This is a genomic window from Phreatobacter sp. GW821-FHT04C01 (genome assembly GCF_059420385.1).
The window spans coordinates 411,525-435,107 of record NZ_JBWKTP010000003.1; the positions used below are offsets into that span (position 1 = coordinate 411,525).

Sequence of the window (23,583 nt, forward strand, 5' to 3'; positions counted from 1 at the left end):
GCGACGTCCTTCCGGGGGGAGAGCAAAGGCGTGATCGGGATCGTCAGGATCGCCCTGCGGCGGCCCTATACTTTTGTCGTCTTGGCTCTGCTGATCCTGCTCCTCGGCCCTCTGGCGGCGAAGCGGACGCCGGTCGACATCTTTCCCGAGATCCGCATCCCGGTCATCGCGGTGATCTGGTCCTATACCGGCCTGCCGCCCGACCAGATGTCGTCGCGCGTGGCGACGCAGTTCCAGCGCGCGCTGACCACCACCGTCAACGACATCGAGCACATGGAGGCGACCTCCTATAACGGGCTCAGCATCGTCAAGGTGTTCTTCCAGAGCAATGTCGACATTCGCATCGCCAATGCGCAGGTGACGGCGATCTCGCAGACGCTGCTGCGCCAGTTGCCGCCGAACACCGGGCCGCCTCTGGTGATGGTCTACAATGCCTCGACCGTGCCGATCCTTCAGATCGCGCTGTCGGGCAGCGGCCTGTCGGAACAGGCGCTCGCCGATCTCGGCGTCAATGTCATCCGCACGCCCCTGGTCACGGTTCCGGGCGCCGCCATTCCGTTCCCCTATGGCGGCAAGACGCGCCAGATCCAGATCGATCTCGACCCATCGGCGATGCAGGCGCGCGGATTGTCCGGCCAGGACGTCGCCAATGCGCTGGCGGCGCAGAACCTGATCACGCCGGTCGGGTCGCAGAAGATCGGCGGGCTCGAATACGCGATCCAGCTCAACAACGCGCCGACGGCCTTCGAGGCGCTGGGCGACCTGCCGATCAAGAGCGTCAACGGCGCGATGGTCTATGTCCGCGACGTGGCGCAGGTGCGTGACGGCAATCCGCCGCAGCAGAACGTCGTGCATGTCGAGGGCAGCCGCTCGGTGCTCATGCAGGTGCTGAAGAACGGCAGCGTTTCGACGCTCGACATCATCGACGGCATCAAGACAAAGCTCGCCGAAATGCGGGCGGTGCTGCCGCCTAACCTGGACATCGCCCTGATCGGCGATCAGTCCCTGTTCGTGAAGGGCGCCATCTCCGGCGTGATCCACGAAGGCATCATCGCCGCGGCCCTGACCAGCCTGATGATCCTCATCTTTCTCGGCAGCTGGCGCTCCACCGTGATCATCGCGGTGTCGATCCCGCTGTCCATCCTGGGATCCATCGCGATCCTGTCGGCGCTGGGCGAAACCCTCAACATCATGACGCTGGGCGGGCTGGCGCTCGCCATCGGCATTCTGGTCGATGATGCGACCGTCACCATCGAGAACATCAACTGGCATCTCGAACAGGGCAAGGAGGTCGAGCCGGCCATCATGGACGGCGCGGCCCAGATCGTGACGCCGGCCTTCGTCTCTCTCTTGTGCATCTGCATCGTCTTCGTGCCGATGTTCTTCCTGGAGGGCGTGGCGCGCTTCCTGTTCGTGCCGATGGCGCTGGCGGTCATCTCGGCGATGGTCTGCTCTTTCGTCCTGTCGCGCACGCTCGTGCCGACCATGGCGAAATATCTGCTGCGCCCGCATGCGCCCCACACCGACATGCACGGGCTCGATGGGCCGCTGCCGCGCTCGCGCAATCCGCTGGTTCGCTTCCAGCGCGGCTTCGAGGCGCGGTTCGAGCGGATCCGGCTCGGCTATCGTGAACTGCTCGTCGGCGCGCTGGCGCATCGCCGGACATTCGTGAGCCTGTTCCTGCTGTTCGTGCTCGGCTCGTTCGCGCTCGTACCTTATCTCGGCCGCGACTTCTTCCCGACCGTCGACGCCGGCCAGATCCTGATGACGGCGCGCACCAAGGTCGGCACGCGGATCGAAGAAAGCGCCAACCAGTTCGCCGATATCCAGAAGGAAATCCGCCGGTTGATCCCGCCGTCCGAGATCGCCGCGATGGTCGACAATGTCGGGCTGCCGGTGTCGGGCATCAATCTCGCCTATAGCAGCACGGGTGCCATCGGTTCGCAGGACGGCTCCATCCAGATCAAGCTCAGCGAAGGCCATCGGCCGACCGCCGACCATGTCCGGCTGCTGCGCGAGGAACTGCCGAAGCGCTTTCCCAGCGTCACCTTCGCCTTCCTGCCCGCCGACATCATCAGCCAGATCCTGAATTTCGGCGCGCCCGCGCCGATCGACGTTCAGATCCGCGGGCCCAACCTCGCCGCCAACTTCGCCCATGCGCAGGACATCCTGCGCAAGCTGCGATACGTCCCCGGCCTTGTCGACGCCCGCATCCAGCAATCGCTGGCGGGGCCGAGCTTCAATGTCGATGTCGATCGCACGCGGGCCCAATATGTCGGGCTGACGACGCGTGACGTGACCAATTCCATGGTCGTCAGCCTTGCCGGATCGAGCCAGGTGGCGCCGACCTTCTGGCTCAACCTGGACAACAACGTCTCCTATCCGATCGTGATGCAGACGCCGCAATACCAGCTGGATTCGCTGAACGCGCTCAGGAGCATGCCGATCACCGCCCCGGGGGTCACCACCCCGCAGACGCTGGGCGCGATCGCCGACATCAGCCGCTCCGCGCGCGCCGCCGTGGTATCGCAATACAATATCCAGCCGATGATCCAGATCTTCGCCACCACCCAGGGCCGGGATCTCGGGGCGGTGGCGGCCGACGTGCAGAAGGTGATCGACGAGACGGCCGCGGGCCGGCCGCGCGGCGCGCAGGTCTATCTGCTCGGCCAGGTGAAATCCATGGACAGCGCCTTTTCCGGCCTGCTCTTCGGGCTGCTCGGCGCGGTCGTGCTGATCTACCTGCTGATCGTGGTCAATTTCCAATCCTGGAGCGATCCGTTCGTCATCATTTCCGCGCTTCCCGCTGCCCTTGCCGGCATCGTCTGGATGCTGTTCGCGACCGAGACGACGCTGTCCGTGCCGGCCCTGACCGGCGCCATCATGTGCATGGGCGTCGCCACCGCCAACAGCGTGCTGGTGATCAGTTTCGCGCGGGAAAGGCTGGAGGAGCTGGGCGATGCCACGGCCGCCGCGCTCGATGCCGGCTTCGTCCGCTTCCGGCCGGTGCTGATGACCGCCCTGGCCATGATCATCGGCATGGCGCCGATGGCGTTGGGCATGGGCGACGGCGGCGAGCAGAACGCGCCGCTCGGGCGGGCCGTCATCGGCGGCCTGGTCTTCGCCACCGTGGCAACTCTCATTTTCGTTCCCGTGGTATTCAGCATGGTTCACGCTCAGGATCGGCGGCAGTCCGCTGGCACAGTTGGAGACTTGCATGTCGCAACCTGACATGCCGCACGCTACGCGCGCCCCGGCCGAAGCCGCCGCCCCGGTCCTGTCGCGACGGATGTTGCGCCTTTCCGCGCTGCTGATCGCGGGATTGGCCGCCGCCGCCGTCGGGCTAGGGATCAACACGCGCAAGACCGCCGATGCGCGGCTGAACGCCTGGACGGAGAGCCAGGCCGTTCCCTATGTCTCGGTGATTGCACCGGACGCCAAGGTCCGGCGCATCTCGATCGATCTGCCGGGGCGGCTGGAAGCCTATTCCCAGGCGCAGCTCTTCGCGCGCGTCAGCGGCTATCTGAAGGACCGCCATGTCGACATGGGAGCCTCGGTGAAGGCAGGGCAATTGCTCGCCGAGATCGACGCGCCCGATCTCGACCAGCAGATCATGCAGGCGGTTGCCGATCTGGCGAGCGCCGAGGCCAATGTCGAGCTGGCCCGCACGACGCTGGAGCGCGCCCAGTCGCTCATCAGGTCCGGTGCCGTCGCGCAGCAGACCCTGGAGCAGCGGCAGGCTGATTTCTCCAACAGGCGGGGCCTGGTCCGGTCGGCCCAGGCCAATCTCGATCGTCTGCGCGTGCTGGAGAAGTACAAGCAGATCACCGCTCCGTTCGACGGCATCGTCACATCCCGCACCACCGATGTCGGCGCGCTCATCAATGCGGGCTCCGGCGCCGGGCCGGCGCTGTTCGTCCTCTCGGACACCTCGAAGCTGCGTGTCTATGTCAACGTGCCGCAGAACTATGTCCCGAGCATCCAGATCGGCACCAAGGCCGAGATCAGGATGCCGGAATACCCGGCCCGCACCTTTACCGCGACCGTCGAGGCCTCGAGCCAGGCCGTCGACGGCGCATCCGGCACGACGCGCATGCAGCTCGTGGTCGAGAACGGCCGCAACGAGCTGATGACAGGCGCCTTCGCCAATGTGCGGCTTATCCTGCCGCAGCCCGAAACGACACTTTCGGTTCCGGCAAGCGCCTTGATCTTCGGTCAGGACGGCTTGCGCATCGCCGTCGTCGGCGCGGACGAGCGGATCAGCCTGAAGCCGGTCACCATCGCCCGCGACCATGGCCGGGAGGTCGAAATCGGCACCGGCATCACCGCGGGCGAGCGCGTGGTCGACAGCCCGCCCGACGGAATCGCCGACGGCGACAAGGTGCGGGTTACGCGGCAATAAGAAGCCGGCAACAGGAAAAGACGATTGTCGGCTCCCACGGGCGGGCCTGTTCGCCTGACGGTCCTCCACGCGCCCCTGATCGGAGCGAGAGCGGATCCTCGGCCGTAACGGGACCGGTGCCGGGCCCCTCGCTCCGTTGCAGGGACCGGAGGCGCTCAACCGGACGATGGTCCCTGGCCTCGGGCGTCCAGGCATGCCGGCCGGTGCCTTCAGGACCGGCGTCGCGGTCGCCGAGGACCATCTGCCCGTCCGCTGTGACAGTTTTGCACAGGCCCGGGCCTTTTGGCGCAGCGGATCTGCCCCCTGCCGCCGTTGCACCACAAGAATACGTGTGCTAACGGACACGCGACTTCGGGGGGCAGGCGCGTCAGTGCATTCTCTCCAGGTATCAATTCCCCAGTCGAGCCAAGGGTTTGCGGCTGTCACACGCGAGTGCGGCCGAAGGTCTGAACGAAATGGCTCGACGCCGAGCGCGAGAGACACGCGGTGGCCGTCGAAGATAAGACCGTTTCGGGCATGGCAGGGCGTTACGCCTCCGCCCTTTTTGAATTGGCGACCGAGGCAGGTCAGATCGATGCGGTTGCCGCCGATCTCGCCCGCTTCAAGGCGCTCCTGGACGGCTCGGACGACCTGAGCCGGCTGGTCAAGAGCCCGGTCTTCTCGGCCGAAGACCAGGTCAAGGCGGTCACCGCCATTCTCGACCAGGCCAAGATCGGCGGCCTCGCCGGCAATCTCGTCAAGGTGGTCGCCGCCAACCGGCGCCTGTTCGCCGTCGAAGGCATCATTCGCGGCTTTTCCGCGCTGGTCGCCCAGGCCCGCGGCGAAGTGACCGCCGAAGTGACGGTCGCAGAAGACCTCTCCGCCGCCAACGCCAAGACGCTCACCGAAGCGCTCAAGGACGTTCTCGGCAAAGAACCCAAGATCGAAGTGAAAGTGGACCCGGCCATCCTCGGCGGGCTGATCGTCAAGGTCGGTTCGCGGATGATCGACACCTCGCTCCGCACCAAGCTCAACACCATTAAAAACGCCATGAAAGAGGTCGGCTGATGGACATCCGCGCCGCTGAGATTTCTGCGATCCTCAAGGACCAGATCAAGAACTTCGGCCAAGAGGCGGAAGTCTCCGAAGTCGGCCAGGTGCTGTCCGTCGGTGACGGTATCGCCCGCGTCTACGGCCTCGACAACGTCCAGGCCGGCGAAATGGTCGAGTTCGACAACGGCATTCGCGGCATGGCGCTGAACCTCGAGGTCGACAATGTCGGCATCGTGCTGTTCGGCAACGACCGTGACATCAAGGAAGGCGACACGGTCAAGCGGACCGGCGCCATCGTCGACGTTCCCGTCGGCAAGGGCCTGCTCGGCCGCGTCGTCGACGCGCTGGGCAACCCGATCGACGGCAAGGGTCCGATCGTCGCCGACAAGCGCGCCCGCGTCGACGTCAAGGCGCCCGGCATCATCCCGCGCAAGTCGGTGCACGAGCCGATGGCGACCGGCCTGAAGTCGATCGACGCGCTGATCCCGATCGGCCGCGGCCAGCGCGAGCTGATCATCGGCGACCGTCAGACCGGCAAGACCGCGATCGCGCTCGACACCATCCTCAACCAGAAGCCGCTGAACCAGGGCACGGACGAGAGCGCCAAGCTCTATTGCGTCTATGTCGCCGTCGGCCAGAAGCGCTCCACGGTCGCCCAGTTCGTCAAGGCTCTCGAAGAGAACGGCGCGCTCGAATATTCGATCGTCATCGCCGCCACCGCTTCCGACCCGGCCCCGATGCAGTTCCTGGCACCGTTCTCCGGCTGCGCCATGGGCGAGTTCTTCCGCGACAACGGCATGCACGCCGTCATCATCTATGACGATCTGTCGAAGCAGGCCGTGTCCTATCGCCAGATGTCGCTGCTGCTGCGCCGCCCGCCGGGCCGCGAAGCCTATCCGGGCGACGTGTTCTATCTCCACTCCCGCCTGCTCGAGCGCGCCGCCAAGATGGGCGACGACGCCGGCAAGGGCTCGCTGACGGCGCTGCCGATCATCGAAACCCAGGCCAACGACGTGTCGGCCTATATCCCGACCAACGTGATCTCGATCACCGACGGCCAGATCTTCCTCGAGACCGACCTGTTCTTCCAGGGCATCCGCCCGGCGGTGAACGTCGGCCTGTCGGTGTCGCGCGTCGGTTCCTCGGCGCAGACCAAGGCGATGAAGAAGGTCGCCGGCAAGATCAAGGGCGAGCTCGCCCAGTATCGCGAAATGGCCGCCTTCGCCCAGTTCGGCTCGGATCTCGACGCCACCACCCAGCGCCTCCTGAACCGCGGCGCGCGTCTGACCGAGCTCCTGAAGCAGAGCCAGTATTCGCCGCTGAAGATGGAAGAGCAGGTCTGCGTGATCTGGGCCGGCACCAACGGCTATCTCGACAAGCTGCCGCTCAACCGCGTCAAGGCTTTCGAGGACGGCCTGCTGGCCAAGCTGCACGCCGACGGCGCCATTCTCGAAGCGATCCGCACCTCCAAGGATCTCTCGGACGACACGGCCGGCAAGCTGAAGTCGCTGGTCGAGGGTTTCGCGGCTTCCTTCGCCTGACCAGGGGCCCATGAGCTACATCACCAACAGTCTGGGACCAGGCGAGACGGTCGTGCACGAAGCCACGATCCACTGGATCGCCTATTTCTGGCCGGGGGTGACCGTGCTCGCGGGCCTTGGCGCCGCCATTCTGCTGCCGCCCTACGGGGCGGTGGTCCTGGCGCTGGGAGCCGTCTGGCTGCTCGGCGCCTGGATCCTGACCCGCTCGACGGAACTGGCGGTGACTTCGCGCAAGGTGGTGGCGAAATGGGGCCTCATCGCCCGGTCCACCATCGAACAGCGGCTCGAGAAGGTCGATTCGATTTCGGTCGATCAGACCTTCTGGGGCCGCATCCTGAATTTCGGGCACGTGACGATTCACGGCACGGGCATCAATGCCACGCCCATCAAAAGAATTGCTGATCCGCTGACCTTCCGCCGCAAGGTGGAGCAGGCCATCGAAGCCAGAAGGGACGTCGGCTGATGCCGAGCTTGAAGGATCTGAGAAACCGCATCGCCTCGGTCAAGGCGACGCAGAAGATCACCAAGGCCATGCAGATGGTGGCCGCGGCGAAGCTGAAGCGTGCGCAGAACGCGGCTGAGGCGGCCCGCCCCTATGCCGAGAAGATGGAAGCGGTTCTCGCCAACCTGACCGGTTCGGTGGCCGGCGCCGACGCGCCGCTGCTGTTGACCGGCACCGGCAAGGCGGACGTGCATCTGCTGCTGGTCTGCACCGCCGAGCGCGGCCTGTGCGGCGCCTTCAACTCCTCGATCGTGCGTCTCGCCCGTGAAAAGGCACTGGCGCTGCAGGCCGAGGGCAAGACCGTCAAGTTCCTCTGCGTCGGCCGCAAGGGTTACGACCTGATCCGCCGCCAGTTCGAGAAGCAGATCGTCGGCTTCATCGAATTCCGCGCGATCAAGCAGTTGTCCTACGCCCAGGCCGAGCAGGTCGGCCGCGAACTGCTCAAGCTGTTCGAAGCCGGCGAGTTCGACGTCGCGACCCTGTTCTTCTCCAAGTTCAAGTCGGTGATTTCGCAGATCCCGACCGCCAGCCAGCTCATCCCGGCGCAGGTGTCGGGCGATGCCGGCGGTGCCAAGACGCCTTACGAGTTCGAGCCCGGCGAGGGCGAGATCCTGGCCGACCTGCTGCCGCGCAACATCACGGTGCAGATCTTCAAGGCCATCCTGGAAAACGCCGCGTCCGAGCAGGGTGCCCGCATGTCCTCGATGGACAGCGCGACCCGCAACGCCGGCGAGATGATCAAGAAGCAGACGCTCAAGTACAACCGTGCGCGTCAGGCGATGATCACCAAGGAACTCATTGAAATCATCTCGGGCGCCGAGGCGCTCTGAAGCCCCATTAGATCGAGGACCGTATCATGGCGAAGAAAGCGACGAGCGCGAAGGCCGCTCAGGCGGCAGGCAGTGTGGGCCGGATCACCCAGGTCATCGGCGCCGTTGTCGACGTTCAGTTCGACGACAATCTGCCGCAGATCCTGAACGCGCTGGAAACCACCAACAACGGCAACCGCATGGTGCTGGAAGTGGCCCAGCACCTCGGTGAGAACACCGTGCGCTGCATCGCCATGGACACGTCCGAGGGTCTGGTGCGCGGCCAGGAAGTGACCGACACCGGTCTGCCGATCGCCGTGCCGGTCGGCGCCGAGACGCTCGGCCGCATTCTCAACGTCATCGGCGAGCCGATCGATGAGGCCGGCCCGGTCAAGACGACGCGCACCCGCGCCATCCACCAGCCGGCTCCGTCCTTCGCCGAGCAGTCGACCGAAGCGGAAATCCTCGTCACCGGCATCAAGGTCGTCGACCTCCTGGCTCCCTATGCCAAGGGCGGCAAGATCGGCCTGTTCGGCGGCGCCGGCGTGGGCAAGACCGTGCTCATCCAGGAACTGATCAACAACGTCGCCAAGGCCCACGGCGGCTATTCGGTGTTCGCCGGCGTCGGCGAGCGCACCCGTGAAGGCAACGATCTCTATCACGAGTTCATCGAATCCGGCGTGAACAAGAAGGGCGGCGGCGAAGGCTCCAAGTGCGCCCTGGTGTTCGGCCAGATGAACGAGCCTCCGGGCGCCCGCGCCCGCGTCGCGCTCTCCGGCTTGACCATCGCCGAAGACTTCCGCGACCAGGGCCAGGACGTGCTGTTCTTCGTCGACAACATCTTCCGCTTCACCCAGGCGGGTTCGGAAGTGTCGGCTCTGCTCGGCCGTATCCCTTCGGCGGTGGGCTATCAGCCGACGCTCGCCACCGACATGGGCGCGCTGCAGGAGCGCATCACCACCACCCAGAAGGGCTCGATCACCTCGGTGCAGGCGATCTACGTGCCGGCCGACGACTTGACCGATCCGGCGCCCGCCACCTCCTTCGCTCACTTGGACGCGACCACCGTGCTCAACCGCTCGATCGCGGAAAAGGGCATCTATCCGGCGGTCGATCCGCTCGACTCGACCTCGCGCATGCTCGACGCCCGCGTCATCGGCGAGGAGCACTACCAGGTCGCCCGTAAGGTTCAGCAGACCCTGCAGCGCTACAAGTCGCTGCAGGACATCATCGCGATCCTCGGCATGGACGAGCTGTCGGAAGAGGACAAGCTGACGGTGGCCCGCGCCCGCAAGGTCGAGCGCTTCCTGTCGCAGCCGTTCCACGTCGCCGAAGTGTTCACCGGCGCGCCGGGCAAGTTCGTCGACCTGAAGGACACCATCAAGGGCTTCGGCGATCTCTGCGACGGCAAGTACGACTACCTGCCGGAAGCCGCCTTCTACATGGTCGGCACCATCGAAGAGGCGGTCGAGAAGGGCCGCAAGCTCGCCGCGGAAGCGGCCTGATCAGGCAATCCAAGGGAACCGCGTTCATGACGACCTTCACATTCGAACTGGTCAGCCCTGAGCGGCAGCTCTTCTCAGGCGCGGTCGAGCAGGTCGTCGTGCCGGGCTCGGACGGCGAATTCGGCGTGCTGGCCCACCACGCGCCCTTCGTCTCGTCGCTGCGTCCGGGCATCCTGACGATCCACGGCGACGGCCAGCCGAAGCGCCTCTATGTGCGCGGCGGTTTCGCCGAAGTCGCCGACGGCACCCTGACCGTGCTGGCCGAGACCGCCACCGCGGTCGAGGATCTGCGCGCCGATCAGATCGACGCCGAGATCAAGGAAGCCCAGGAAGACCTGACCGACGCCAAGGATGACGCCGCGCGCGCCAAGGCGGCCGAGAAGCTCGACCAGCTGAACAGCGTCAAGGCGGTGCTCGCCACGGCCAAGTCGACCCACTGATCGGCTGTCGACCCAAACGGATCTGGAAAAGGCCGCCCCGGGGGGCGGCCTTTTTCGTGAGCGGCGATATGATGCGGGTTGTGAGTCGGGCACGCCTCGCAGTCCATCGGAGATCTGCGTCACGGTCGGGCGCACCGGGCGGAGCGACCGTTTCGATTGGAAACGCGATGCTTTAGCCCGGCAGCTCGCCTGCCTTGATCCGCTTCACGCCGGCCGATGTCATGTCGGTCCACGCCTTGGCGAGCGAGCCGTTGAGGTCGATCGCCCGGCAGGCCTCATCGACGACGAAGGTCTGCAGGCCGGCCCTGGCGGCATCCTGGGCGGTCCAGCTGACGCAGAAATCGGTGGCCAGGCCGACCACCACGGCGCGCGTGATGCCGCGCTCCCTCAGGTAGCCGCCGAGCCCGGTGACGGTCTTGCGATCCGCCTCCTGGAAGCCGGAATAGCTGTCGACCTCGCGGCGATAGCCCTTGCGCACGATGGTCTGGGCATGGGGCAGGTCGAGGTCGTCGTGGAACTCGGCGCCCTCGGTGTTCCAGATGCAGTGGTCGGGCCACAGGACCTGTGGCCCGTAAGGCATCTGGATCACCTCGAAGGGCTGTTTACCCGGGTGGCTCGAGGCAAAGGATGAATGCCCGGCCGGATGCCAGTCCTGGGTCATCACGACATTCTGGAACTTCGCGCCCAGGGCGTTGATGATCGGGACGACCTCGTCGCCCTTCTGCACGGCGAGCTTGCCGCCCGGACAGAAGTCGTTCTGCACATCGACGACGATGAGCGCGGTCAGGGCGTCGATCACGGGCTTCTCCTGCGCTTTCGAAGGCCGGGTCACCCCGGCCGCGGTCAGAAGCGTCGCGCCGGCGATGATGGCCCGGCGGTCGATCGCGAATGGCCTGTCCATGATGACCTCCCGGCATCGCCTGGTGAAGTCCGGAAGGCTAATCCTCCTGTCCGACGGCGCGATGCGGAGGAACCCTTAGACGGGGGCGATTCGAGCCCGACCCTGCCGGCATGATCCCGCCGTGAAATGCGCCGGATTGAAGTTTAGGGCCGTTCGACGTCGACGAAGGGCAGGATGCCGCTGAACCGTCTCAGCGCGCTCTGCAGGATCGCCGCGATTTCCGGGATGCGGTCGCGGCAGCGGAACATCGGACCGGCGACCACGAGCGACAGGCGCCGCGCCGGCAAGGGCAGCGGCACCGCGACGCCGGCGAGGTCGGGGCTGTAATCGGCAAGGCTCTGGTGCCAGCCGCGCTCGGCGGAGCGCCGCAACTCGGCCTCGACCGCCTCGATGCCGGTTGGAGTGGTCGGCGAATATTGCTGGAACACGATCTTGCGATAGACCTGATCGCGTTCCTCCCGGGAATATTGCGCCAGGATGGCCCGGCCGGTCGAGCTCGCATGGATCGGCAGCCGGTGGCCGACGGTCGCGAAATAGCGGATGGGTGATGCCGATTCCTCGACATCGATGAACACGGCCGAGATCCCGGCGGGGGCGCCGATGGCGGTCGTCTCGCCGGTCTCGGCGGCGACCTCGGCCATCAGCGTGTGAACCGCCTCCGGCAGGGGTTCGGCCGCCGCAATCGTCTGGGCCAGCGCCAGCCAGCGCGGGCTCGGGTAATAGCGGCCGCGGCTCGCCGGCTCGTAGAGAAAGCCCTTGTCGGTCAGGGTGCCCAGCAGGTTGAACGTGCTCGAGCGCGGCCAGCCGAGATCGTCGGCGACCTCGGACAAGGTCGCCGGCTTCTTTCGCTTGGCGAAATATTCCAGGATCTCCAGCACATTGGCCGCTTGTCTGACGAACATGGCAGTCTCAGCCCTTCACGATGACGCGGAAACGGTGGGCGGCATCATGGCCTCCGTTCCGACGACACGAGCCGCTCGGCAGCGCGCAAATGCGGCCTGTCTATCATCTTTCCGTCGATTCTGAGTACCCCGGAGCCGGGCGCGACGGCAAAGGCGTCGATGATCCGTTTGGCCCAGGCGAGCTCGGCCGGGCCCGGCGAGAACGCCCCGTTGACGGCGTCGACATGGGCCGGATGGATCACCGCCTTGGCCAGGAAGCCGTCGCGCCGGGCCATCCGCGCCTCCGTCTCCACCCGGCCGATGTCGCCGATATCGGTCGAGACCGTATCGACTGCGACGGTGCCGGCGGCGGCCGCCGCCATCAGGCACAGATTGCGCGCCATCTGGAAGGGCGCGTGATAGCCGCCGGCATCGCCGTTCTCGGTCGCGCCCACCGAGGCCGCGAGGTCCTCCGCTCCCCACATCAGGCCGGCGAGCCGGGGAAAGCCTTCGCGATAGGAACCGAGGCCGAACAGTGACGCCGCTGTTTCCGTGACGATGCCGAGGATGCGGGTGGCGCCGACGGCCCGGCCGGATGCCGCCTCGAAGGCGTCGAGATAGTGCGACAGGCGCCTGACGTCGTCACCCGCCGCGCATTTCGGCAGCACGATGCCGTCGGGCCGCGCCGGCATCACCGCCGCGAGATCGGCGAGCGTCAGGCCGGTGTCGAGCGCATTGACGCGCACATAGAGCTGCTGGCGATCGCGATCGGCCTCCAGCATGGTGCGGGCGATGCCGCGCGCGGCCTCCTTGCCGTCGAGGCCGACGGAATCCTCGAGGTCGATGATCAGCGCGTCGGCGGCGGTCTGGCGTGCCCGCGCGAACTTGCGCGCGCTGTCGCCGGGGACGAAGAGCAGCGAACGCATCAGGCCGCCGCCTTCTGGCGGTGCATCATCGCCATGCGCCGGCAGCTCGCGACGATCTCGTTGTTCTGGTTGGTGCAGGTATGTTCGAATTCGACCAGGCCGACATCCGGCCGCGATTTGCTCGGCCGCGTCGACAGCACCTTGGTATGGGCCTTCAGCGTGTCGCCGTGGAACACCGGGCGCGGAAAGTTGACGTCGTTCATGCCGAGATTGGCGACCGTCGTGCCGAGCGTCAGGTCATGGACGGTCATGCCAATCATGATGCCGAGCGTGAACAGCGAGTTGAAGATGCGCTGGCCGAACTCGGTCTTGGCGGAAAAATGCGCGTCGATATGCAGTGGCTGCGGGTTCATCGACAACAGGCTGAACAGCGTGTTGTCCATCTCGGTGACGGTGCGGGTCAGCGCGTGATCGAAGGTGGCGCCCACCTCGAACTGCTCGAAGTAAAGTCCGGCCATCTCATGTCTCCTTCTGCGGTGGCGTGCCGGGGGCGGCCTCGCGGACCACTCCTGATGCCACCAGGCTGTCGATGCGGGTCTGGTCGATGCCCCAACGGGCGAGCGCCGAACGGCTGCTTTGCCCGGGCGCTTCCGGCGGTGCCGGCAGTGGCGCGGGCGTCCGTTCGAAGCGTGGCGCGGGGGCCGGCTGGCTGATGCCACCGACCGTGATGAAAGTGTCGCGGGCCTGGTTGTGCGGATGGGCCTTGGCTTCCGCCATCGACAGGACCGGCGCGAAACAGGCGTCCGTGCCCTCGAGCAGGGTGCACCAATCGGCTCGGTTCCTGGCCTTGAAGGTCTCGGCGAGGAGCTGCCGGGCCGCCGGCCAGTTGCCGGGCCGGGCGACATCCGGGAAGGTTCCAGGATCGAGGCCGATGCGCTGGAGCAGTTCGGTGCGGAATTTCGGCTCGATCGGCGCGATCGAGACCCAGCCGCCATCGGCGCATTGATAGACCTCGTAATGCGGCGCGCCGGAATCAAGCAGGTTGCCGCCGCGCGGCGCGCCGTGCAGGCCGGCGGCGGCCAGGCCGTAGAGGCTGGTCAGCAACGTCGCCGCGCCGTCGCTGACCGCGGCGTCGACCACCTGGCCGCGGCCGGAACCGCGTGCTTCGAGCAGCGCCGCGACCACGCCGAAGGCGAGCATCATCGCACCGCCGCCGAAATCGCCGACCAGGTTGAGCGGCGGCGTCGGCGGAGCGCCGGCCCGGCCGACGGCGCCGAGCACGCCCGCGATGGCGATATAGTTGAGGTCGTGGCCGGCGGCGGCGGCGAGCGGCCCGGACTGGCCCCAGCCGCTGAGCCGGCCATAGACCAGCCGCTGATTGCGGGCGAAGCTCGCCTCGGGGCCGAGGCCCAGCCGCTCCATGGTTCCCGGCCGGAAACCTTCGATCAAGGCATCGGCGCCGGCGATCAGGTCGAGCGCGCAGGTGATGCCGGCTTCGCTCTTCAGGTCGATCGCCACCGACGCGCGGCCGCGATTGGTAAAGTCGTAACGCGTCGGCCTGGCGATCCCGAGGCCGCTCGGCTCCGGCCGGTCGATACGAATGACGTCGGCGCCCTGGTCGGCCAGCATCATGGCGCACATCGGCAAGGGGCCGATGCCGGCGAACTCGACCACTTTCAGGCCCGCGAGCGGGCCGCCCCGTCGATCGGTCACGGCGGATCTCCTCCGGTTCGGGCGGCGGTCGCGCCGCCCGGGCCTCGTGTCAGTAGGATTTCGGCAGGCCGAGAACCCGCTCGGCGATGAAGCTCAGGACCAGTTGCGGGCTGATCGGCGCGATCCGCGGGATCATCACCTCGCGCAGGTAGCGCTCGACGTGGAACTCCTTGGCATAGCCGAAGCCGCCATGGGTCATGATCGCCTGCTGGCAGGCGTCGAAGCCTGCCTCGCCGGCAAGATATTTCGCCGCATTGGCGGAAGCACCGCAGGGCTGGCCGGTGTCATATTCCCAGGCCGCCTTCATGATCATCAGGCGGGCCGCCTCCAGCTCCATCCAGTTCTTGGCGAGCGGATGCTGGATCGCCTGGTTCTGGCCGATCGGCCGGTTGAAGACGATGCGCTCCTTGGCATAGGCGGTCGCCCGCTCCAGGGCGAGCCGGCCCAAGCCCACCGCCTCGGCGGCGATCAGGATGCGCTCGGGGTTCATGCCGTGCAGGATATATTCGAAGCCGCGGCCTTCCTCGCCGATGCGATCCTCGACCGGCACTTCCAGACCTTCGATGAACAGCTCGTTGGAATCGATCGCCTTGCGGCCCATCTTGTCGATCTCATGCACCCTGATCTTCGATCGGTCGAAGGTCGTGCAGAACAGCGACAGGCCGAAGGTCGGCTTGGTCACCTCTTCGAGCGGCGTGGTGCGGGCGAGCAGCAGCATGCGGTCGGCGACCTGGGCGGTCGAGATCCAGACCTTCTGGCCGTCGACGACATAGCGGTCGCCCTTGCGCACAGCGCGGGTCTTGAGCTGGGTCGTGTTGAGCCCGGTATTCGGCTCGGTCACGGCGAAACAGGTCTTTTCCTTGCCCTGCACCATCGGCGGCAGGATGCGCCGCTTCTGCTCCTCGGTGCCGAACACGACCACCGGGTTCAGGCCGAAGACGTTGATGTGGACCGCCGAGGCGCCGGACATGCCGGCTCCCGATTCGGCGATGGCCTGCATCATGACAGCGGCTTCGGCGACGCCCAGGCCCGAACCGCCATAGGCCTCGGGAATGCAGATGCCGAGCCAGCCATCCGCCGCCAGCGCCTGGAAGAAGTCGTTGGGGAAGCCGCCATGCTTGTCGAGCTTCAGCCAGTAGTCGTCGTTGAACCGGGAGCAGATGCCGGCGACCGCGTCGCGAATCGCCTGCTGCTCGCGCGAGAGCGCGAAATCCATCGGGGAAAACTCCGTTTGGTCCTGTGCCGTCAGGGTGTGGAAGATGAAACCGGGGGTGGCGTCTTGACGATGCCGTCATCGATCATCCGGGCGATGGTCGCCGCATCGTAGCCGGCCTCGGCGAGGATCTCGGCGCCGTGCTCGCCCTGCCGCGGAGCGAGGCTGCGGATCTCGGCCGGCGTTTCCGACCATTGCGCCGGCATCCGCATGCTGCGCACGCGGCCTTCGGTCGGGTGGTCCACCATCTGGAAGAACGCGGTGGCGACCAGGTGCGGATCGTCGAGCACGCTCTCGAAGTCGTGCATCGGCATGGCCGGCACGTCGGCCCGCTTGAGCAAGGCCAGCCATTCCGCCGTCGTCCGGGTCTCGAACAGCCGCGCCAGCTCGCCATAGACGAAATCGATATGGGTCATCCGGTTGGCGAAGCCGGCAAAGCGCGGGTCGCGCTCCGGCAGGTCCGACATGCCGAGCTCGGCGAGGAAGTTCTTCCAGTGCTTGTCGTTATAGACCAGCGCGCAGACATAGCCGTCCTGCGTCTTGTAGGGCCGGCGCTGCGGCGAGAGCTGGCGCGAGTAGCCGCCGCGGTCGAGCGGCGGATCGAAGGTCAGCCCGCCGAGATGATCGCCGAGCACGAAGCCGACCATGGTCTCGAACATGGGGATGTCGACCTTCTGGCCGCGGCCGCTGCGCTCGCGGCGCACCAGCGTCGCGCAAATGGCGCCGACCGCCGTCAGTCCGACGATGCGATCGGCTATGGCGCTCGGCACGTAGCGCGGGGTGCCGTCGCCCGACATGGCGATCAGCGACGACATGGTCGAGCCGCCCTGGATCAGGTCGTCATAGGCGGGGTCGTCGGCATAAGGGCCGTCCTGGCCGAAGCCGAAGACGCCGGCATAGACGATGCGTGGATTGACCGCCGCGACCGATTCATAGTCGAGCCCGAGCCGGGCCATCGCTTTGGGCCGGACATTGTACATCAGGACGTCGGCGTCGCTGACCAGGCGCTTCAGCGCTTCCAGTCCCTCGGGCCGTTTCAGGTCGAGGCAGACGCTGCGCTTGTTCCTGTTGGCATTGAGGTAGATCGGTCCCATGCCGGCATTGCGCCACGGGCCGATCTGGCGGGTAACGTCACCCTCGGGGGCCTCGACCTTGATCACGTCGGCGCCCATGTCCGCCAGCATCTGGCTGGCATAGGGGCCCATGAGGACCGAGGTCATGTCGACGATCTTTAGCCCGGCGATCGGACCCATTCGATTTTTCCCGTCCTGATGTGGCGCGGTCGGGTCGGTTCCCGACATCGTCGCCAATGGGCTTAAGATAATTCACGATCGTAGGCAACATAATCCACGATCGTGAATAACGCGACAAATCCAATCGATATCATCCATTCGGCGGATGGCCCGCTGCTCACGCTTTGGCGTGTGCGTTGCGGTATCGTGTTGGGCCATAAGATCAATATTTCGCTGCATCGCACAGTTCGGCCTCTGCCGAATAGCATCGCCCAGGCGATGCGGGTGAGCAATGCGTTGACAGTGTGATGCAGGTATGGGCATCAATAATTCCAGTATATGAATTATTGATGCCGCCCATGGAGCGCGGCAGTGCATGCGTGGGGGATGGCGGTGGCGCTGGCGGAATACGGAAAACTGTTCATCGGCGGACAATGGGTGGCGCCCCTCGACGGCGAGATCGTCGAGACCATCGATCCTTCCACCGGCAGGCCATGGGCGCGGGTCGCCTTCGGCGGCGTCAAGGACATGGACCGCGCCGTGGCGGCCGCGCGCGAGGCCTTCGAGGGGCCGTGGCGGCGCATGCCGGGTTATGAGCGCGCGGTGCTGCTGCGCCGCTTCGCCGATCTCTACGAACAGCGCGCGGCCGAGATGGCGGTGCTGGAATCGCGCGACACCGGCCGTCCGATCCGCGAGACTCGCCCGGATCTCGGCGCCCATCACCGCTGGTATCACTGGTTCGCTTCGCTCGCCGACAAGATCGACGGCCGCACCATTCCCATGGAGCCGGCGGTGCACGCCTATACCGAGCGGCGCCCGGTCGGCGTCGTCGGCGCGATCACCCCGTGGAACGCGCCGATGCTCACCACCGCCTGGAAGGTCGGGCCGGCGCTGGCGGCCGGCTGCACGGTGGTGCTGAAGCCCGCCGAGCATACGCCGGTCACGGCCTACGAGCTGGCGGCGATCGCCGAGGCCGCCGGCCTGCCGCCGGGCGTGCTCAATGTCGTGCCGGGTTATGGCCATACGGTCGGCGCCCATCTGGTGGCCCATCCCGGCGTCGACAAGATCGGCTTCACCGGTGAAGGCCGCACCGCCCAGGACATCCTGCGCACCGGTGCCGCGACGCTGAAACGCTTCTCCTTCGAGCTCGGCGGCAAGTCGCCCCACATCATCTTCGAGGATGCCGATATCGAGCAGGCGCTGAACGCCGCGACCTCGTCGGCCTGGGTGGTCTGCGGCCAGAGCTGCGCGCTCGGCTCGCGTGTGCTGGTCCAGCGCTCGATCTATGACCGGGTGGTCGACGAATTCATGCGCCGGGCCGCCCGTGTCCGCGTCGGCATGCCGCTCGACGAAGCGACCCATATGGGCCCGCAGGCCCATGGCGAGCAGCTTACCAAGACCTTGTCCTATGTCGCGATCGGCCAGGCCGAGGGCGCCCAATTGGTGGCCGGCGGCAGGCGCATCGAGACCGGCGAATTCGGCGCCGGCTTTTTCGTCCAGCCGACCGTCTTCGCCGGCGTGAACAACCAGATGCGCATCGCCCGGGAGGAGATTTTCGGCCCGGTGGCCTCGCTCATTCCGTTCGAGGACGAGGACGAGGCCGTCGCCATCGCCAACGACACCCGCTACGGCCTCACCGCCGGCCTGTGGAGCCGCGACAGCGCCCGCGCCCATCGGGTCGCAGCCCGCATCGATGCCGGCATGGTCTGGGTCAACACCTATCGCTACATCCGCTGGTCGACGCCCTATGGCGGCATGAAGGCAAGCGGCTGGGGCCGCGAGAACGGCATCGAGGCGCTCGACAGCTATCTCGACACCCGCACCACCATCGTCAGCACGTCCGGGCAGTTCCCCGACATCTACGCTCAGTGATCATCAAGCAGAGGACATGAAGCTCATGCGTCTTGCGGGCAAACTCGCGGTCGTCACGGCCGCCGCGTCGGGAATGGGCCGGGCCGGTGTCGAACTCTTCCTCAGGGAAGGCGCCAAGGTCGCCGCGGTCGACATCGACGCCGGGGCGCTCGATCGTCTGGCCGCCGACATGAAGGCCAAGGGCCATGCGATCGAAACGGTCCAGGCCGATCTGTCCCAGTCCGAGGCGGCCAGACAATCGATCAACGAGGCCGCGGCCAGGCTCGGCGGCGTCGACGTGCTGTGGGCCCATGCCGGCATTCCCGGGCCCGCCGGCGTCGAGAACCTCGACCTGGCGCAATATGAAAAAGCCATGGCGCTGAACGTCACCTCGGCCGTGCTCGCCGCCGGCGAGGTGGTCGCCCATATGCGCAAGCGCGGCGGCGGCTCGCTGATCTTCACCGCCTCGGTGTCGGGCCTCGTCGGCTCCATGTTCAGCCCGGTCTACTCGGCGGGCAAATTCGCCATTGTCGGCCTGACCAAGTCGCTCGCCCAGCGCTTCGCCGCCGATGGCGTGCGGGTCAATGTCGTCTGCCCGGGCCTGACCGAAACACCGATGAAGCTGGGTTTCACCGCGCGCTCGGGCGATCCGGTCGAGGCGGCGGCCAACCAGGAGCGTCTGCTGGCTTTGGTCCCGATGGGCCGGGTCTGCCGGCCCGAGGAGGTCGCCCATGCCGTGCTCTGGCTCGCCTCCGACGACGCGTCCTTCGTGACCGGGGTCGCGCTGCCGGTCGACGGCGGATTTACCGCACGCTGATCCGGCAAGCGGCCCGCAAGAGGCCCCATCGCCGGCCCGTTCTCGTCACGACATCTCATGATCCTCGGGAGGGATTGCACATGACCACCGTCAGCAAACGCACGCTGCTGCAGCTTACCGCGACCGCGGTCGCGGCCGGCGTCACCCCGGCTCACGCAGCCGATCCGCTCAAGATCGGCGTCCTGGCGCCGCTGACCGGGGCGACCGCCTCCGACGGCGCGCGCCTGCTGAAGGCCCATGAGCTCGCGGCCAAGGAGATCAATGCCAGCGGTCTTGCCGGTCTCGGCGGCGCCAAGATCGAACTGGTCGTCGCCGACACCCAGTCCCGGCCCGAGGTCGGGCGCAGCGAGGCCGAGCGGCTGATCTCGCGCAACGGCGTCAGCGCCTTGCTCGGGGCCTGGGCCTCGGCCGTCACCATCCCGTCCATGCAGGTGGCCGAGCGCTATCGCACGCCCTTCATCGTGACCAGCGCCGTCACCGATTCGATCACCGAGCAGAAATTGCAGTTCGTCTTCCGGGTGTCGCCCAAGGGCAGCTGGGCGGCCAAGGACGTGGTCAATTTCATCGGCCACCTGCGTGCCAAGGGGGCGGCGGTCAACAAGGTCGCGCTGGCTTACGAGGACGGTCCCTTCGGCCAGACGGTTTCGAAGGGCTACAAGGCCTTCCTGCCGGAACAGGGCATTCAGCTGGTCGCGGAGGAGACCTTCCGCACCGGTTCCGCCGACCTGTCCACCCAGGCCGCCAAGCTCAAGGCGAGCGGCGCCGATCTCGTGCTCATCGTCTGTTACGTCGACGATGAAACCGTGCTGCTCCGGGCGCTCGCCGCCCAGCAATACAAGCCCCTGGTGCTCGGCTATGGCGGTGGCCATGTCCATCCGACCTTGCTCCAGCTCGGGCCGCTGGTCGAGGGCGCCTTCGGCATCGTCGAGTGGATGCCCGACATCAAGAAGCCGGCGACCGAAGCCTTCGTGAAGGCCTATCGCGCGGCCTATAACAACGAGAGCCCGCTGAGCAATGCGGCGCAGGCCTATGCCGCGACCTGGGCGGTGGCGCTGGCCGCGGATGCCGCGCGCAACCGCAACCCCATCGCGATCCGCGACGCCCTGCGCAAGCTCCGGCTTTCGGACGGTCCGGCGGCCCTGCTGCCCAATGATGCGCTGGCCTTCGACGAGAACGGCCAGAACATGGTCGGCAACGTCATGTCGCAGGTGATCGACGGGCAATTCGTCACCGTCTGGCCGGAAGCCGTCGCCAGCAAGCCGATCAAGCTGCCGTCGCGCTGACCGTCTCCCGAAGCCCGGCCCCGCACCGCGCGGCCGGGCCCGGCCGCTCCAGCCTGGAAAGATGCTCATGTCCTTCGGGATATTTCTGCAAGCCGTCGTCAGCGGGCTCGCCAATGGCGCGATCTACGCGTTGATCGCGGTCGGTCTCACGCTCGTCTTCGGCGTCATGCGGATCATCAACTTCGCCCATGGCGAATTCCTGATGATCGCCATGTATGCCGGCTATTTCAGCTGGGCCCTCTTGGGCATCGATCCGCTCCTGTCCATCCTGATCGTCACGCCGGTGCTGATGCTGGTGGGCGTCCTGCTCTACGGCACCCTCGTCCGCTTCGCGCTCAACGTGCCCGAAATCAACCAGATGGCGGTGACGCTCGGGCTGTCGCTGCTGCTCCAGCACCTGGCGCTGGTCCTGTTCACCGGCGACAACATGCTGGTGACGCAGCCGCGCTCGACCGCGGGCATCGTGATGGGCCCGGTCGTCGTGCAGATCAACCAGCTGATCGCCTGCGGCGCCTCGCTGACCCTGCTGGGCTTGCTCTATCTGTTCATGAAGCGGACGGATTTCGGCCTGGTCATGCGCGCCGTTTCGCAATCGCGCGACGGCGCGGCGCTGTCGGGCATCGATATCGCCTCGGTCTATAAGTGGGCCATGGCGGTCGGCGTCGGCACGCTCGGCGTCACCGGCCCGCTCCTGGTCTCCATTCTCTATGCCAATCCCCATGTCGGCGCGCTGTTCACGCTGAAGGCCTTCGTCATCGTCATCGTCGGCGGCCTCGGCAGCTTCGGCGGGGCCCTTCTCGGCGCCATGGTGGTGGGACTTGCCGAGAGCATCGCCGGGGCCTGGTTTTCCGCCTCCGTCGCCGCCGCGGTCCCCTTCGCGATCCTGATCCTGATCCTGCTGGTGCGCCCCGAGGGCCTGATGTTCCGGAGTGCCCGCTGATGGCCAGCCTGCGCAACATCCTCGTCATCACCGGCCTGGTCGCGGCCGCCTTCTTCGCCGCCAGCGGCGACCGCTATTACATGGATATCTTCATCCTCACCTGTTTCTACGGCACGCTCGCCGTGTCGTGGAACCTGATGGCCGGCCTGACCGGGCTGATGTCGCTCGGCCATGCCCTGTTCGTCGGCATCGGCGCCTATAGCGTCGCCTGGGGCGCCTCGGTCCATGGCTGGCCGCCGATCGTCACCTGGCCGCTGGGCATCGCGCTGTCGGTGGCGGCCGCCACCGTCATCGGCCTGCTCTGCTTCCGCTATGGCCTGCGCGGCTACTTCTTCGCCATCGCGACGCTCGCCTTCAACGAGGTCGCCTTCTTCATGGTCTCGGGCAGCATCACGCTCGGCCGTTCCGACGGCATCATCCTGCCGATCTCCTCGGAGGACTCGCTGGCCCGGCTGCAGTTCTTCGAGAAATGGCCCTATGGGCTGATCATCGGCACTGTGCTGATCGGAACGCTGATAGCCGGCGAACTGCTGATGAAGTCGCGCACCGGCTACTATTGGCGTGCGCTGCGCGACAATGAGGAGGCGGCCGAGGCCCTCGGCATCAATGCCCGCACCCTGAAACTGCGCTGCTTCATCATCAGCGCCGGCATTTCCAGCCTGTGCGGCGCCTTCTACGCCAATTACGTTGCCTTCGTCGATCCGCGCTCGGTGCTCGGCATCGACCTGTCGATCCAGATGCTGGTCTATTCGATCATCGGCGGCATGTCGCTGCTGTGGGGGCCGCTGGTCGGCGCCGCCATCCTGGTGCCGTTCAGCATCTTCCTGCGCGGCTTCACCTCGATCCAGGGCAGCGACATCATCGTCTACGCCATCCTGCTGATCGTGCTGGCGCTGATCCTGCCGCAGGGCATCGCCGGCTGGTTCGCCGGCCGCTGGCGCCGGTCGCGCGCGCTGCGCCGCCAGGCCGTTCCGCCCCGCGTCGACCTGTCCGCGGCCAGGCCGGAGGCAGGGTCATGACGGCGCTTCTCACCCTCGAGGGGGTCAGCAAGTCCTTTGGCGGCCTGCATGCCCTGCGCGATGTCGGTTTCAGCGTCGAGGCGGACGAGATCTTCGCGATCATCGGTCCCAACGGCGCGGGCAAGACGACCCTGTTCAACTGTATCTCGGGCGCGATCCCGCCGTCCGCCGGCACGATCCGCTTCGCCGGCCGGCGCATCGACGGCCGGCGGCCGCATGAGATCTGCGGCCTGGGCCTCGTCCGCACGTTCCAGATCGTCAAGCCGTTCCGCGGCATGACGGTGCTGGAAAACGTCAAGGTCGCGGCCTTTGCCCGCCATCCCTCGGCGCGTGCCGCCGAGACGCTCGCCCGCGGCGTGATCGACCGGCTGGACATGGCGGAGCTTGCCGATGTCGATGCCGACGAGCTCAACGTCGCCCAGCTGCGCCGGCTCGAGATTGCGCGAGCGCTCGCGACCGAACCGAAAATGCTGTTGCTCGACGAGGCGCTCGCCGGCCTGACCGCCACCGAGACGGTCGTCATGTGCGACATCATTCGCCGGCTGCCGGAGCAGGGCATCGCGGTGATCGTCGTCGAGCACTCCATTCCGGTCGTCAGCAGCCTGTGCGGCCGGGCGGTGGTCATCACCTTCGGCC

The 23,583-nt window shown here is 66.7% G+C and carries 20 protein-coding genes and 1 pseudogene; 14 read left to right on the forward strand and 7 right to left on the reverse strand.

All coding sequences use genetic code 11. From position 1 onward, the window contains the following. Positions 1-30: 30 nt before the first annotated feature. From AC07WJ_RS13645 to AC07WJ_RS13680, 8 genes are all read left to right on the forward strand, one after another. On the forward strand, positions 31-3,231 hold the full coding sequence (locus AC07WJ_RS13645) for an efflux RND transporter permease subunit (protein WP_494935134.1): 3,201 nt from the start codon (positions 31-33) through the stop codon (positions 3,229-3,231). Beyond that, positions 3,218-4,402 carry an efflux RND transporter periplasmic adaptor subunit gene (locus AC07WJ_RS13650; protein WP_494935135.1) on the forward strand — a complete coding sequence of 395 codons (1,185 nt, stop codon included), beginning with the start codon at positions 3,218-3,220 and terminating at the stop codon, positions 4,400-4,402. Before AC07WJ_RS13645 ends, AC07WJ_RS13650 begins: the two co-directional genes overlap by 14 nt. Before the next feature lie 486 nt (positions 4,403-4,888). Continuing rightward, on the forward strand, positions 4,889-5,449 hold the full coding sequence (locus tag AC07WJ_RS13655) for a F0F1 ATP synthase subunit delta (RefSeq protein ID WP_494935136.1): 561 nt from the start codon (positions 4,889-4,891) through the stop codon (positions 5,447-5,449). Beyond that, entirely contained in the window at positions 5,449-6,975 is a 1,527-nt protein-coding gene (gene atpA, locus AC07WJ_RS13660) for a F0F1 ATP synthase subunit alpha (RefSeq protein WP_494935137.1), read from the forward strand. The genes AC07WJ_RS13655 and atpA overlap by 1 nt, the downstream gene beginning before the upstream one ends. A gap of 10 nt (positions 6,976-6,985) precedes the next feature. Continuing rightward, a complete protein-coding gene (locus AC07WJ_RS13665; protein ID WP_136960869.1) occupies positions 6,986-7,438 on the forward strand; it encodes a PH domain-containing protein in 453 nt (150 codons plus the stop codon). After that, entirely contained in the window at positions 7,438-8,307 is an 870-nt protein-coding gene (locus AC07WJ_RS13670; protein WP_494935138.1) for a F0F1 ATP synthase subunit gamma, read from the forward strand. Before AC07WJ_RS13665 ends, AC07WJ_RS13670 begins: the two co-directional genes overlap by 1 nt. A gap of 26 nt (positions 8,308-8,333) precedes the next feature. Further along, positions 8,334-9,791 (forward strand): F0F1 ATP synthase subunit beta, encoded by a 1,458-nt coding sequence (gene atpD / locus AC07WJ_RS13675; RefSeq protein ID WP_494935139.1) that lies wholly within the window; start codon positions 8,334-8,336, stop codon positions 9,789-9,791. Positions 9,792-9,817: 26 nt separating this feature from the next. Beyond that, positions 9,818-10,231: a F0F1 ATP synthase subunit epsilon gene (locus AC07WJ_RS13680; RefSeq protein ID WP_494935140.1), complete on the forward strand. Its 414-nt coding sequence runs from the start codon at positions 9,818-9,820 to the stop codon at positions 10,229-10,231. 172 nt (positions 10,232-10,403) lie between these two features. Here AC07WJ_RS13680 and pncA read toward each other — a convergent pair whose 3' ends face one another. The 7 genes from pncA to AC07WJ_RS13715 form a co-directional block, all read right to left on the reverse strand. Beyond that, a complete protein-coding gene (gene pncA, locus AC07WJ_RS13685) occupies positions 10,404-11,132 on the reverse strand; it encodes a bifunctional nicotinamidase/pyrazinamidase (RefSeq protein ID WP_494935141.1) in 729 nt (242 codons plus the stop codon). Positions 11,133-11,275: 143 nt separating this feature from the next. Continuing rightward, positions 11,276-12,034, reverse strand: coding sequence for an IclR family transcriptional regulator (locus AC07WJ_RS13690; protein ID WP_494935142.1), 759 nt, complete (start codon positions 12,032-12,034; stop codon positions 11,276-11,278). Between the two features lie 44 nt (positions 12,035-12,078). Then, positions 12,079-12,939, reverse strand: a complete 861-nt coding sequence (locus tag AC07WJ_RS13695) for an HpcH/HpaI aldolase/citrate lyase family protein (RefSeq protein WP_494935143.1) — start codon at positions 12,937-12,939, stop codon at positions 12,079-12,081. Further along, on the reverse strand, positions 12,939-13,397 hold the full coding sequence (locus AC07WJ_RS13700; protein ID WP_494935144.1) for a MaoC family dehydratase: 459 nt from the start codon (positions 13,395-13,397) through the stop codon (positions 12,939-12,941). The genes AC07WJ_RS13695 and AC07WJ_RS13700 overlap by 1 nt, the downstream gene beginning before the upstream one ends. A 1-nt stretch (position 13,398) precedes the next feature. Continuing rightward, the gene (locus AC07WJ_RS13705) at positions 13,399-14,592 is read right to left on the reverse strand and encodes a CaiB/BaiF CoA transferase family protein (RefSeq protein ID WP_494935145.1); all 1,194 of its coding nucleotides are present in this window, start codon (positions 14,590-14,592) and stop codon (positions 13,399-13,401) included. A 49-nt stretch (positions 14,593-14,641) separates the two neighbouring features. After that, positions 14,642-15,808: an acyl-CoA dehydrogenase family protein gene (locus AC07WJ_RS13710; RefSeq protein ID WP_494935146.1), complete on the reverse strand. Its 1,167-nt coding sequence runs from the start codon at positions 15,806-15,808 to the stop codon at positions 14,642-14,644. Between the two features lie 29 nt (positions 15,809-15,837). Next, positions 15,838-17,058 carry a CaiB/BaiF CoA transferase family protein gene (locus AC07WJ_RS13715; RefSeq protein WP_494935147.1) on the reverse strand — a complete coding sequence of 407 codons (1,221 nt, stop codon included), beginning with the start codon at positions 17,056-17,058 and terminating at the stop codon, positions 15,838-15,840. Positions 17,059-17,409: 351 nt separating this feature from the next. Between AC07WJ_RS13715 and AC07WJ_RS13720 the strand changes: the two genes are divergently transcribed. From AC07WJ_RS13720 to AC07WJ_RS13745, 6 genes and pseudogenes are all read left to right on the forward strand, one after another. Continuing rightward, entirely contained in the window at positions 17,410-18,909 is a 1,500-nt protein-coding gene (locus tag AC07WJ_RS13720) for an aldehyde dehydrogenase (protein WP_494935148.1), read from the forward strand. Positions 18,910-18,934: 25 nt separating this feature from the next. Further along, positions 18,935-19,705, forward strand: a complete 771-nt coding sequence (locus tag AC07WJ_RS13725; protein WP_494935149.1) for an SDR family NAD(P)-dependent oxidoreductase — start codon at positions 18,935-18,937, stop codon at positions 19,703-19,705. 80 nt (positions 19,706-19,785) lie between these two features. Further along, complete coding sequence (locus AC07WJ_RS13730; RefSeq protein WP_494935150.1) at positions 19,786-20,988, forward strand: ABC transporter substrate-binding protein; 1,203 nt, start codon at positions 19,786-19,788, stop codon at positions 20,986-20,988. A gap of 67 nt (positions 20,989-21,055) precedes the next feature. After that, a complete protein-coding gene (locus AC07WJ_RS13735; RefSeq protein WP_494935151.1) occupies positions 21,056-21,928 on the forward strand; it encodes a branched-chain amino acid ABC transporter permease in 873 nt (290 codons plus the stop codon). Further along, positions 21,928-22,947: a branched-chain amino acid ABC transporter permease gene (locus tag AC07WJ_RS13740; RefSeq protein ID WP_494935152.1), complete on the forward strand. Its 1,020-nt coding sequence runs from the start codon at positions 21,928-21,930 to the stop codon at positions 22,945-22,947. Before AC07WJ_RS13735 ends, AC07WJ_RS13740 begins: the two co-directional genes overlap by 1 nt. Positions 22,948-22,972: 25 nt before the next feature. After that, a pseudogene (locus tag AC07WJ_RS13745) lies at positions 22,973-23,378 on the forward strand (ATP-binding cassette domain-containing protein); the annotation flags it as partial. Between the last annotated feature and the right edge of the window lie 205 nt (positions 23,379-23,583).